The organism is Chitinophaga sp. GbtcB8, assembly GCF_019091455.1.
In the GTDB taxonomy this organism is placed as follows: domain Bacteria; phylum Bacteroidota; class Bacteroidia; order Chitinophagales; family Chitinophagaceae; genus Chitinophaga.
Genome location: NZ_JAGXJN010000017.1, coordinates 39,432 through 53,019 on the forward strand (window position 1 = coordinate 39,432; position 13,588 = coordinate 53,019).

General features: G+C 47.0%; 9 protein-coding genes. 4 read left to right on the forward strand and 5 right to left on the reverse strand.

The genetic code is table 11. From position 1 onward, the window contains the following. Positions 1–245: 245 nt before the first annotated feature. Both KVT36_RS16240 and KVT36_RS16245 read right to left on the reverse strand, forming a co-directional pair. Complete coding sequence (locus KVT36_RS16240) at positions 246–1,523, reverse strand: serine hydrolase (protein WP_217604528.1); 1,278 nt, start codon at positions 1,521–1,523, stop codon at positions 246–248. A gap of 188 nt (positions 1,524–1,711) precedes the next feature. Then, entirely contained in the window at positions 1,712–2,506 is a 795-nt protein-coding gene (locus KVT36_RS16245; RefSeq protein ID WP_217604529.1) for an SDR family NAD(P)-dependent oxidoreductase, read from the reverse strand. Positions 2,507–2,624: 118 nt separating this feature from the next. On the opposite strand from KVT36_RS16245, the gene KVT36_RS16250 reads away from it, so the two are divergent. From KVT36_RS16250 to KVT36_RS16260, 3 genes are all read left to right on the forward strand, one after another. Then, positions 2,625–3,533, forward strand: coding sequence for a LysR family transcriptional regulator (locus tag KVT36_RS16250; protein ID WP_217604530.1), 909 nt, complete (start codon positions 2,625–2,627; stop codon positions 3,531–3,533). A gap of 362 nt (positions 3,534–3,895) precedes the next feature. Then, positions 3,896–6,910: a SusC/RagA family TonB-linked outer membrane protein gene (locus KVT36_RS16255; protein ID WP_254640044.1), complete on the forward strand. Its 3,015-nt coding sequence runs from the start codon at positions 3,896–3,898 to the stop codon at positions 6,908–6,910. An 18-nt stretch (positions 6,911–6,928) separates the two neighbouring features. After that, positions 6,929–8,314: a SusD/RagB family nutrient-binding outer membrane lipoprotein gene (locus KVT36_RS16260; protein ID WP_217604532.1), complete on the forward strand. Its 1,386-nt coding sequence runs from the start codon at positions 6,929–6,931 to the stop codon at positions 8,312–8,314. Positions 8,315–8,437: 123 nt separating this feature from the next. Here the strand turns inward: KVT36_RS16260 and KVT36_RS16265 are convergent, their stop codons facing one another. The 3 genes from KVT36_RS16265 to KVT36_RS16275 all read right to left on the reverse strand — a co-directional run bounded on the left by KVT36_RS16265 (position 8,438) and on the right by KVT36_RS16275 (position 12,490). After that, positions 8,438–10,813 carry an ABC transporter permease gene (locus tag KVT36_RS16265; protein ID WP_217604533.1) on the reverse strand — a complete coding sequence of 792 codons (2,376 nt, stop codon included), beginning with the start codon at positions 10,811–10,813 and terminating at the stop codon, positions 8,438–8,440. Positions 10,814–10,942: 129 nt separating this feature from the next. Then, a complete protein-coding gene (locus tag KVT36_RS16270) occupies positions 10,943–11,722 on the reverse strand; it encodes an Fpg/Nei family DNA glycosylase (RefSeq protein WP_217604534.1) in 780 nt (259 codons plus the stop codon). A gap of 6 nt (positions 11,723–11,728) precedes the next feature. Beyond that, positions 11,729–12,490 (reverse strand): hypothetical protein, encoded by a 762-nt coding sequence (locus KVT36_RS16275; RefSeq protein WP_254640045.1) that lies wholly within the window; start codon positions 12,488–12,490, stop codon positions 11,729–11,731. 140 nt (positions 12,491–12,630) lie between these two features. Between KVT36_RS16275 and KVT36_RS16280 the strand changes: the two genes are divergently transcribed. After that, a complete protein-coding gene (locus tag KVT36_RS16280; protein WP_254640046.1) occupies positions 12,631–13,533 on the forward strand; it encodes a serine hydrolase in 903 nt (300 codons plus the stop codon). Positions 13,534–13,588: the final 55 nt, after the last annotated feature.

The window sequence follows — 13,588 nt, forward strand, 5'->3', positions numbered from 1 at the left end:
AAGAGGCGGTTACACTAATATTCACGTTATGAAAACCCAAAAACAAACACCTTACAGGTGTTGTAAATCGCTTGATGATGTACAATATTAGCCCTTTCCTGGTCCATGAGTAGTTAATCGCCGGTTAAGGATTGGAAGGAAACCGGCTAGGGGAGCGGGTTAGTATGCAAATATGCAGATATGCAATGTGTAAATGTGGGAGGCATTTCATCTGCACATTTGCATATTTGCACATCGGCATATCATTATTGAATGGCCTGGTACACCGCTACTTTAAACTCCTCACCAATACGCCAATACGGGGAAAGATATTCCTGCGTGAACAGCAGCCCTACCAGCTGCTCCTGCGGGTCGGCCCAGTAATGTGTATTAAAAGCGCCGCCCCAGCCAAAAGTGCCGGTACTAAAGGGCAGCAGGTAATTGTTCTTTGCTGTTTCCAGCGCAAAACCAGCCAGGCTGAATTGAAAGTTTTCCGGTTGCGGCGGCAGTGGTGAAATGCGCATACTATCTGTAAGCTGGTTGGTAAGCATCAGCTCCACTGTTTTGCGGCCCAGCAATCTTTTATTCTTATATATGCCTTTATTTAGGTAAAGCGACAGGAACTTTGCATAATCCGCTACCGTGGAGCTTAAGCCTGCCCCGCCGGATAAATAGGTGCCGCCCAGGTTAGGGAACAGGGGATCTACCCCTTCATAAATAGGATGGGTTACCGGCAGCAGCGCTTCGCCCTTACTTTCATATAAGGTTACCAGACGGTTTTGCAGGCCGGCAGGTAAATGAAACCAGGTATCCGTCATTTCCAGCGGCTCAAATACCCGTTTGCGCAGGAAAACATCAAACGGCTGCCCGCTCCAGATCTCTACCAGATAGCCTAACAGATCGGTATTAATGCCGTAGGTAAAAGCTGCGCCGGGATCATGCTGCAAAGGCATTTGCGCCAGTAAGGCCATCTTTTCTTTAAGGGTGGACCGCGTAGTACCAATACCGCTGGGAATACCGGCTTTAGTATAAATAGCCCACATGGTTGGATCGCTGAAAATGGCCGGGTATGCAATGCCGGAAGTTTGACGCAGCAGGTCGCGGATGGTTATTTCCCTGCTGGCCGGGCGGGTAGTGTAGCTGCTGTCTGCTGCATTAAAATGCACGAGCACCCGTGGGTTTTTAAATGCAGGAATGTAATCGGATACCGGGTCGTCCAGCAGGAACTTCCCTTCCTCCCACAGCATCATTACCGCCAGGCTGGTAATGGCTTTGGACTGGGAGGCTGTACGGAAAATGCTGTTGGTTTGCATGGGCTTTTTAGCTGCAGCATCTGCATAGCCAAATGCTTTGTTGTATACGATCTGCCCATTACGGATGATCAGCGCAGTGGCGCCGGGTATATGCTGCGCGATAATGTGGCGGGTAATTAAGCTGTCAATACGGGCCAGGCGTGCAGGATCAATGCCCTGCTGTGCGTTTGCCAGGGGTACAGCAAAAAGGATCCCTGACAAAAGCAACACCTGCTTTTGCAAATATTTCATGATAAAAAAGTTATGATGGAATGTTATAGGAAGAAGGAGACGGGACTAAAAGAATGTAAAATCATAAATCATGAATGTAAAATGTAAAAGTTAAATGCTGCTATGCCTGGGATTAGGCGATCTACGCAGCATCCCATTTTTATATTTAGCATTTTACATTTTACATTTTACATTCTCTTATTTAGTCCTTATACAATTGATCTTACAATACCACCGTCTGCACGCAGGGCGGCGCCGTTGGTAGCGGCAGAAAGCGGGCTGGCTACATAGGTGACCAGGTTGGCTATTTCATCCACACCGGCAAAACGTTGTATGAGGGAAGAAGGGCGCATGCTTTTAAAGAAATCTGCTTCCACTTCCTGCTCTGTTATATTTTTGGAAGCGCCTATTTGTTTTATGAAATCGTCCACTCCTTCTGATCGGGTAGGGCCGGGCAGCACACTGTTCACCGTTACACCGGTACCTTTGGTCAGCTCTGCCAGGCCGCGGCTAATGGCCAGCTGCGCGGTTTTGGTAGTGCCGTAATGGATCATTTCTTCGGGGATGTAAATGGATGATTCACTGGAAATAAAAATGATGCGGCCCCAGTTCTTTTCCAGCATTTTCGGGAACAGTGCGCGGGACAGGCGTACACCGCTTAATACATTCACCTCAAAGAAACGCAGCCATTCTGCATCGGTAATTTCTGTGAAGGGTTTGGGCTCAAAAATGCCGGCGTTGTTAACAAGGATGTCTACCGCGCCCAGCTTGGCGATCAGCTGATCTACTTCTGCCGCTTTGGAAAAATCAGCTGTTATACCGGCAGCTTTGGCCCCGGGCACCTGCTGGTTCAGTTTTGCTACTGCCTTATCTATTTTCTGTTGTGATCTGCCGTTAATAGTAACGGTGGCGCCTTCCTGCAGCAGCTGTCTGGCAATGGCAAAACCAATGCCCTGTGTGGAGCCGCTCACGAAGGCTGTTTTGCCTTTTAACTGTAAGTCCATTTTATTAGTAGTTTATAAAGTTTGTTATCAATTTCGGGTGTAAAGGTCCGCATGAATTTCCTATAAATAAAATAGTTTGATTTATGGGTTGGTATAAATTTATTTATAGATTTGCCTCATGATCAACTTTGAGTGGTACCGCACCTTTAAAGCCATTTATCAAAGCGGTACCTTAACCGGCGCTGCGCAGGAGCTGCTGATCTCCCAGCCTAATGTAAGCCAGCACCTTTCCTCCCTGGAAAGTTACATAGGCCAGCAGCTGTTTGAACGTAAGCCCCGTAAAATGGTGCCAACTGATTACGGCAAGCTGTTCTACACGCAGATCATTGAAGCGGTGGAAAAGCTGGAGAATGTAGAAACGCATTTCCGACATGATTGTTTAGGCAAGCGGCTGCCGTTAACCAGCATTGGTGCGCCCAAAGAATTTTTTACCGCCATGCTGGCTCCCCATGTCAGCCAGCTGCCGGCGCCTATTGTAGCGGAATTTGGCGTTACCAAAGACCTGGTGCCCCGCCTTACCAAAGGGGAGCTGCATTTTTTAATTTCCACCAAACAGCTGGATCTGCCCAATATTATATATGAACCGGCCATGCATGAAAAATTTTTGCTGGTAGCTAATGCAGGGTTAAATGCCATGGAGTTTGAGCAGCATCTTGATAACGGTGAGCTGGATAAGGCAGAAGAATGGCTGCTCATGCAAAACTGGTTTGCCTACAGCAGTGACCTGATGATCATCCGCCGCTTCTGGTTAGAGAACTTCCGCAAAAGGCCTTCCGTAAAACCACAATTTATCATTCCCGACTTTGATGCCATTATCAGCTCCCTGGTGCATGGGGAGGGCGTTTCCATTGTTGCCGATTACCTGGTAAAGGACCTGCTGGCACAGGGGCCGCTGAAAGAACTATGGCCGGGCATTGCCACTACCGGGAACACGCTGTACCTCGCTTACGACAAAACAAAAGTCACCACCACCCAATTGGATATGATGCGTTACTGGCTGCAGCTATCTGTGCTTAGCATTGCGTAATGAACACATATTAACCGGAATTTTACCTGATTTTAACGCATCGGTTAAAAACTGGTTAAGATATGGGCATCTTAGGTAAAGATCAATAAAGGCATTTGTTGGGGCAATAGATAATTTTATGGCACTACAGTAAGAAGGGGGAAATTATCTGTAATTCTTGTTATATTAATATCGTATACATGTTGAGTGCTTTATCCATTGGATGATGATAGTACGTTGCTGCCTGCCAACAAGCAGCAAAAGCTGGTTTCCCCGAACAATGAAGAACAATGAAACAACTGTGAACCAAAACTAAAATCTAAGTCGTCATGAATCCTAAGCCGTATCTGCTATTCATAATAGCAATCGTGTGCTGTGTGGGAATGCGCGTCTATGCACAATCTGTTCCGCTTAAAGGTAAAGTAACCGATCAAGCCGGGAACCCTGTAATTGGCGCTACCATTAAGATCCAACACAGCAGTAAAGGCACCACTGTAGGCGCCGATGGCACTTTTGAGATCAGCGTGGAAGCTAACGCTGTACTGGAAGTAACCGCCATTGGCTTTGATCCGGCCCGGGTGAATGTAGCCAATCAAACCACTGTTACCATTACGCTTACTGAAAACAAAAAAGAGCTGAATGAAGTAGTAGTAACTGCTTTGGGCGTTAAGCGCGAAAAACGTGCGCTCACTTACAGCACGCAGGAAGTAAAAGGGGCTACGCTGGTAGAAGCCAAGGAGCCCAACATTGTAAATGCATTATCCGGCAAGGTAGCCGGCGTGCAGATCACCAGCTCTTCCGGTACACCGGGCAGCTCATCCCGTATTGTAATACGCGGCGCTACCTCCTTTTACGGGGAGAACCAGGCACTGATCATTGTAGACGGGGTGCCAGTGAATAATGATGAAACAGGCAACCTCAATTCCGGCCCGGGTACCAACCGCTTAGCGGATATTGACCCGGCTATTATTGAAAACATCAGCGTGCTGAAAGGTGCTGCTGCTACTGCGTTGTACGGTTCTGCCGGTGCAAGGGGCGTGATTATGATCACTACCAAAAGCGGAAGCGCGGTCACTAAAAAACCTTCGGTAACATTTTCACAGGATGTTTCTTTTGAAACACCCTGGCTGCCGGAAGTGCAGGATAAATATGCCCAGGGTGAATACAATACCGACACCAAACAATATGAATATTTTAATGGTGAGGATAAAAAGACCAGCAGCTCCTGGGGCCCGTTAATGGATACTTTAACGGTGAACGGGCAAAAGCTAAAGAAGTATAACCAGTCTAAAGACTTTTTTAAAACAGGCATTACCAGCAATAGCACCGTGAGTGTGAATGGCGGCAACGGCCTGTCAGACTACTTCATGTCCTACTCATACCTGAAGCAGACCGGTACTACTCCTAAAACGGATTATGACCGGCATGCGCTGTTTGCAAAATACAACACCAAAATATTAAACAACCTGACCAGCACTTTCCAGCTAAACTATTCCAGCTCGCAGAACGATCGTTTACCGGAAGGTTATATCCTGGAAGCGCCCATCTGGACGGTGCTTACCGCGCCTATTTCCTGGAACCCGCTGCCCTATGAGAATGCAGATGGTACCCAGCGTGTGTTCCGTTATTCAAGGAACAATCCTTACTGGGTGCTGGATAATATTTATAACAAAGCAACAGTGAACCGTTTTATACCGGTTGTAACGCTGCACTATACGCCTACCAACTGGTTAACCATCACAGAAAGAATGGGTGCGGATATCTATTCCGAGCAGGATAAGTATCGTGAATCCAGGGGATCCTCTGCAAACCCCGCGGGCCGTATTATTGAGCAGAATTTAAACTACCGACAGTTTAACCACGACTTTATTGTAAACGCCACTAAAGATGTGGGCGACTTTAACCTGAACCTGCTGCTGGGTAATAACGTATACTCTGCTTATAACCAAACAGAGTATGCAAAGGGTACGGGTTTGAATATTGATGATTTTGATAACATTGGCCAGGCATCTGCCATCGCCTATAATGAAACACATTACCAGAGCCGCAAAGTAGGTTTTTACGCACAGGCTAATATAGACTGGAAGCGGATGTTCATCCTGTCCCTTACCGGCCGTTACGACGGTAGCTCCGTACTGTCGCAGGATAAGAGCTTTTACCCTTACGGTTCTGTAGCCGGCAGCTTTGTGTTCTCAGAACTATTATCACCAGCGGTAACCGATGTAATGAATTTTGGTAAGATCCGTTTGTCTTATGCAACGGTGGGTAATGATAACGTACGTCCGTACCAGCTAAATACGCCTTATCAGCTGCCACAGGGTAGTGGTGATGCTTCCGGGGTAGCCGGTATTATTTTTACCAACTATGCTTTCCCCTTCCAGGGACAGACGGGGTATTTGCTGAGCCAAACGCTGGGTAACCCCAACCTGAAAAATGAACGCCTGAATGAGTTTGAAGTAGGCTTGGAAACTAACTTTTTCCGCAACCGCTTAGGGCTGGAAGCCTCTTACTTTGTACGTAAAACAAAAGACGGTATTATTCCCGGTGTGCCCATTGCACCCTCTACCGGTTATGCCGGTACTACGGTAAACTCTGCACAAATGCAGAATAAAGGGCTTGAAATATTGCTGAATGCCAAACCGGTACAAAGCAAGGATTTCAGCTGGGATATGACGATCAATTTCACCCGCATCCGTAATAAAGTATTAGCCATCTACAACGGCCAGTCACAGATAGGGAATGGTTTTACCAGCATTATTGTAGGCCAGCCTTACGGTGCAATTGTAGGTACCTTATTTAAAAGAACTGCCAGCGGGCAGCTGCTGATAGATGATGCCGGTTTGCCCTTCTCTGATTCCACCGGTGTAATAGGGGATATTAACCCTGACTGGATGGGAGGGATCTCCAACACCTTCCGGTACAAACAGTTTAGCCTGAGCTTTTTGTTTGACATGAAAAAGGGCGGCGATATACAGAATAACGTAGACGGCTATGGGTATTTTTACGGCACGCCCAAAGCAACGGAAGACCGTGCGGACCGGGTAGTGGAAGGTATCAATGCATCAGATAACAAGGCCAATACCACCGTGGTAACCGGGCAGGATTACTGGCGCCGTTTAAGCGCGGTGACAGAATCTGTGATACAGGATGGTACTTATGTGAAACTGCGTACTATTAGCCTGAGCTACGATTTTGGAAGATCACTTTTCCCGAACAGCTTTGTAAGATCAGCTTCGTTCATTGTAACCGGGCGTAACCTGTGGATCTATAGTCCGCACTTTACCGGCGGCGATCCGGAAGTAAGCTCCTTTGGCTCTTCCAGCGGATCACAGGGGATCTACTCATTCTCTACGCCCACCTCACGTTCTGTGAACTTTACCTTGAAAGTAAGTTTCTAAAAACTTAATTGAACTGTCATGAACAAAGTAATATATATCATTGCAATAGCGGGTTGCCTTTTGGCGGGTGGCTGTAAGAAATTCATTGATGTGAATAAAGATCCTAACCGCCCATCCTCTGTACAGGAGCCGCTGATACTGGCGCCTGCAGAGCTGGTGGTTACGCAGTCATTATATGCCGGCAATGTATCTACCATTATACAGGAATACGTGCAAACTATGGCGCTGAACCAGCCCGTACCTAATTCCGGCACTTATTTCATGGTGCAATCGGATATGAACGGCGACTGGACCGTTCTATATGCTACCTGCCTGAATAACCTGGCGCGGCTGGATTCTGTGGCTACCTTAAACGGCAATACGAATTATGCAGCCATTGCTAAAATACTGGAAGCATTCTGCTGGGGACAGGGTACTGACCTGTGGGGGGATATTCCTTATACGCAGGCATTAGCCGGCGCCGGTAACTATACACCAGTGTATGACAAACAGGAAGATATTTATAAAGGTATTCAGCAGCTGCTGGATGATGCCATTGCGGACATTGCCAAACAAGGCGTTATAGTACCGGGAGATGATGATTATTTGTATAAAGGAGATATGGATAAATGGCAACGGCTGGCCTATACGTTAAAAGCGCGCTTTTACATGCACCTTACCAAAGCGCCGGGTTATAATGCCGCTACCCAGGCCGATCTTGCATTACAGGCGCTGGACAAGGGTATGACCGCTAATGACGATGACCTGAAATTCCCTTACCAGGGCATTGAAGGGCAGGAAAACATCTGGTTCCAGACCTTTTTACCGGGATCAACCTTTATACTGGCATCCGGGTTTATAGATACATTGAAAAAGCGTAACGATCCCCGTTTGACCTATATGGTAAAACCTGCAACGGAAACAGGTTTATATACCGGCCGGCAGATAGGATCGGCATTAGGAAGCCTGGAAGCCTACTCCCGTCCCAGCAATTTTTACCAGGGTGCTAACGCCTACAATTATGTAGTGAACTATTCTGAGGCCCTGTTTCTGAAAGCGGAAGCCACCCTCATTAAATCCGGCTTTGCGGCAGCGCAGCCTGTTTACCAGCAGGCCATACTGTCGCACATGACAAAGCTGGGTGTAACCAGCGGCGCTGTAAGCACCTATATGACCGCACGTGGTACGCTAACTGCTGCCAATGCCCTGCAACGTATTATGGAAGAAAAAAGCACCGCTAACTTTTTATCTGTAGAGAATTTTACGGATTGGAGAAGGACCGGGTTCCCGGTAATAAAGAAAGTGCTGAATGGTTCTTCAGACGTGCCGCGCCGCCTGTTATACCCGCAGGTAGAGGTGATCTCTAACCCGCAACCGCAGCAGAGCGCCAAGTTGACGGACCGTGTGTGGTGGGATCAGCAGTAATGCGGAATGCGGAATGCGGAATGCTGAACGCATAACGCTAAACGCTTAATGCATAGATCATAACGCAGAATGCTTAACGCAAGACACAATTAGCGTTAAGCATTCTGCGTTAAGCGTAATTCGTTATTCGCTTCTTAAACTCTTTATTGGATTCATCAGGGCTGCTTTCATAGACTGGAAGCTGATGGTGAACACGGCTACCACCATCATTAGCAAACCGGCTATGGCAAAGGCCCACCAGGGTACGGTTATGCGGTAGGCAAAATCATCCAGCCATTTGTTCATCGTCCACCAGGCAATGGGTGTAGCTATTATCACGGCTATTATTACCAGGCGAATAAAATCCCGCGTCAGCAAATGTATAATGCCGGTAACGCTGGCGCCCAGTACTTTGCGGATGCCTATTTCCCGGGTACGGCGGCTTACACTGTAAGCAGTCAATCCCAGCAAACCCAGGCAGGTAATAAAAATGGTGAAGAAAGAAAAAATGGTAACGATCTGGCCTAAACGGGTGTCGGCCTGGTATTGCTGGTTAAACATGTCGTCCAGGAAAAAATAGTTGAATGGGTGATCTTTAAAATAAGCCTGCCATTTCTTTTCTACAGCACTCACCGTATTACGTATATCGCGGGCATTCATTTTCACTGCAAAATAATTGGCGTACCGTGGCTCATACACATGCACCATGGGCAGCAGGGCCTCTTTTAATGAACGCTGGTGATAGTTCTTCATTACGCCTGCAATTACCGACTGCCCGCCCCAGGAGTTTATTTTACTGCCAACTGCTGCTTCCGGCGATGTAAAGCCCAGCAGGCGCACAGTTTCTTCGTTCACCAGCACCTCGTTCTTATTGGGGGCGCCGGCTATAAAATTGCGGCCGGCAGCCATTTTAATATCCATGGCCGGTACAAAATCAGCATCTATACCATAGAGGTAATAATTATAGCTGGACTTTTGTTCTGCGCCTACCCGCGTTACGCCGCTGGTAGAGGAAATATCCCTGGTGTCCATACCAGGCATAGCGCCGCCCAGGGCCACCCTGCTTACACCGGCCAGCTGCTGCAGCTCATCTTTAAATGCAAGGTTGCTGGTGCTGTCATTTATCAGCGCAGGCGCTTTTATAACCATAAGCTGGTCCAGGTTTACACCCAGGTCCTGGCTACGCATAAAATATAATTGCTTGTATACAATAATAGAGGCCACCAATACCACAGAGGCAATGGTGAACTGCCCTACCACCAGCGTTTTTCTTAAAGCGCCGCCTTCCAGCGCATTGGTAAAGCTGCGGTTCAGCGCACTTACGGCTTTTACGGATGATAAGGCTATGGATGGATATAAACCGGATAACAGCCCGTTCAGCAGGAACAGCGCTGCGCAGATCATCCAAAAATAGCTGGTTGTAAAAATGCCCACTGTAGCCGCTTTACCAACAATATTGGCATACATGGGCAGGCATAGTTGCATAAGCACCAGCGCCAGCCCGAATGCCATGATGTTAATGAGCAGAGATTCTGTAAAGAACTGTTTCACCAGCGTCCACCGGTTGGCGCCCAGTATTTTTTTTATGCTGGCTTCTTTGAGGCGTTCTGCAGCACGGGCGGTAGTAAGGTTCACGTAGTTGATAGTGCCTATCAGCAATATCAGGAAAGCCACCACCAGCAGGAACTGTACAGTTTTGGCATCACCGTTCACTTCCGGCTCATAGGTTTTCCTGGAATGCAGGTGTATGTCTTTGATCAGTTCTGCTTTATAGATCTTATCCTTAAAACGTTCTTTGGTGAAGGCTTTCAGCTTGGCATTAAAGGCCGTCAGGCTGGTATGCGGGGCCATTTCCAGGTAAGTGAAATTATTATTGGCTTGCCAGCTGTCCAGATCAAAACCCTGCTTTGCCACAAAATTGAGGGACAGCAGGATGTTATATTTCAGGTGGGTGTTCTCCGGCACATCTTTTATTACCCCTGTTACGGTCACTATCTGCGATCTGAAGTTTAAAGTTTGTCCAATGGGATTTTGGTTCCCAAAGATCCTGGCTGCGGTACTTTGCGTGATCACTGCGTCCATGGCGCCTTTCAGTGCCGTGGAAGGATCGCCCTGTATAAAGCTGCAATTGAAAATGGAAAAGAAAGAGGCATCTGCTGCATATACATGATCTACCAGAAAAGCCTGATGCCGGGCGTTGGTTATTTCATTTTGTCCCAGCCGCTGTACCCGCACAAAATCCTTTACTTCGGGCAGCTGTTTTTTTACTGCCGGGGCCATGGGCGGATGTGTTTCGCAATCCGTTACCACGTAGGCGCCGTCTTTATACAGGTCCAGCGTTACGCGGTAAATATTATCTGCTTTGGTATAAAAATTCTCGTAGCTATTTTCAAAGCGCACATAATTTATAATAAGCAGGAAAGCGGCCATAGCTACGGCCAGCCCGGTAATATTGATGATGGAATAAAAACGGTCTTTCCAGAGATTACGCCAGGCAATTTTAAGCGAGTGGTTTTGCATGTCGGGTAGAATGAGTTGCGTACAAGGCACAGTCTTTATGCCAAATACGCATCCTGCTCATTTTCAATGAATAAGCGATGTGTCTGCCGGGTATTGTGTCCAAAAACGGACAAGGCCTGTCCGTTAATGTTAATCAAATAATTCCTGCTCTTCTGTGTAGTAAGTTTTGCGGCCACCCACTGCTTTGTGCTGAATGGTAGCACCGGAAGGGCTATGCGTTTTTTTAGGATTATGAATATTCATGAAATCACGTACTTCTCCGCTGATAATATCCGGGTGTGTTTTCAGGATCTCTTTTTCTGCTTTGTGCAGCACATCTTTAATGGATTTGGCCAGCGCTTTTATTTTAGTCTCCGGAATTTTCTGGCTGCTGGAAAAGGGTGAGATGCCGGCATCCCACAAAATTTCATCGGCATAAGCATTACCAATACCACGAATAATATGCTGGTCCAGCAGCAGGTTTTTGATATTACCTTTTGTTTTGGAAAGCTGTTCTTCCAAAAAGGCAGCTGTCATTTTAGGGGAAAGCGCATCAATGGCCTCCCGCTCTTCGGGGTTCAGTGTAGGGGTGGCTTGTCCAAAACCGTCTGTCATGGCCAGCCCGGTGTCATCATCAAACAACAACTCAATGATGGTATGTTTATTAGTGTTCTTTTTTTCAAATAAATGCAGCTGTCCGCGGAGCATTAAATGTAATGCCAGCACATCACCGCTATTAAAATCAAAATGCAGCTCTTTACCTACGCGGTGCACTTTTTTAAGCTTTTGATCCTTCAAGGTTTTTTGCAGGGCTGCGGCAGGTACGTTCAGCTTTTTTGTGTTGTGAACCGTAACTTTCTGCAACGTTTTTCCTGCCAGCTTTTTTTCCAGGTTACGGCTAAATACCTGCAGGTCTGGTAATTCAGGCATGTCGGTTTATTTTTTGTTGTACCAATTTAAGATTTCATTCCCAATGGCTTTTATAAATTTCTTATCAGTATTGCTGTCTGTTTTCCAGCCGCTTTTCAGGTAGCGTACAATGCCTATCTGCTCATCGTTCAGGGTTACATCCAGCTTGGTGCATACCCCATTCAAACAGGTTTGCGTAATGGGAATAGCTTCTCCTTTATAATCTTTTCCATTGTAGTTAAAGGCTACAGGTATGGGCTCTTGCTCCAGCTGCGCGATCAGCTCCTGTAAAAATTCCACTAAATGTTTGCGTTGGGTTTTGGCGCTTACGCTCCACTTTTCACTGTCGAAACGTTTATGCGCCAGTTTTAGCTTAAGCCCGCTCATGGACGTGGTATAGTCGTCTGCATTCAGCTTACGTACATTCTGGTGCGCAAATATATACCAGTGGTAAGCTGTGCCCACCGGCACCCCGCTGCCTTCCGGCGCTTTGCCTGCGCGGCGTTTGGTTACGGCGTAGGATATTTCCCACAGGTCCGGCGTGATCTTGGTTTCATGCCATTCCCCTTTATCATAATACCATTTGTGGCTTTTACCCACCTTCATACCGGTATACCGCTGCCCTTCAAATTCCTTGAACTGGTCGTAAGTAACGGAAAGGTCTTTGAGCGCTTCCTTTTTCTTGCGGGTAGCAGGCACCTTTTCCGTGGCAGTTGTTTTTTGGGTGGTTTTGCGTTTAACCGGTTTACGTTTGGCAGGGCTTACCCTGGTTTTGGATGCAGTGGCCATAAAAATATTTTTAATGAGCAGATGCTTACATAAGCCATAATGCTGTATTGCGTTACAGCTCATCAGTAGCGGGCGGTGGCTACATACTGCTCTTTTTAAGGGTAGCCTCAAAGCATGTGCCTAAATATGGCTGCCTAAATATGGCAGCTTTGCCGTATTTTGATGATATGATCTGCCGTTTGGGATTATTTACATTTTTAATGATGGCTTATTTTTCCGCATCTGCACAGCTGGAGCAATCCGTAAAGGATACGCTGGCTAAATATCCTGGTGTGTTTGCCGTGGCTTTTAAAGACCTGCAAACCGGCACTGAGCTGCTGATCAATGCACAGGAAACTTTTCATGCGGCCAGCACCATGAAAGTGCCGGTCATGATAGAAGTATTTAAACAGGCGGCTGCCGGGCGCTTTGCATTGTCGGATTCCGTAATGGTGAAGAATGAATTTAAAAGTATTGTAGATAGCAGCGTTTATCATTTAAACCCGGAGGATGACAGCCAGGAGGAGCTGTACCAGCAGGTGGGCACACGCAAAACCTTATCTGCATTAATGTATGAGATGATCATCATGAGCAGCAACCTGGCTACCAATCTTATCATTGAAATGGTGGATGCTAAAAATGTAACCCGAACCATGCGCGATCTGGGCGCTGCACATATACAGGTGTTGCGGGGTGTGGAAGATGATAAGGCCTTTGGAAAGGGATTGAATAATACTACCACGGCTTATGACCTGATGCTGTTATTTGAAAAAATAGCAGAAGGTAAGGCGGTAAATGCCCCAGCTTCCCAGGCTATGGTCAAAATATTACTGGATCAGCATTTTAATGATGTGATCCCCGCTCAGCTGCCGCCGGATGTAAAAGTGGCCCATAAAACCGGCGAGATCAGCGGTGTACGGCATGATGCAGGTATTGTATTTTTGCCCGATGGCCGCAAGTATGTACTGGTGCTGCTCTCCAAACAATTACCTGATATTAAGGCCGGCGTACAGGCCATGGCCAACGTTTCTGCCCTTATTTACCGGCATACGCAGGCAAAATAAACTATACTATAGTGTACTACCTATTTGTTTGTATATTGTGGTATTGATAATTCCT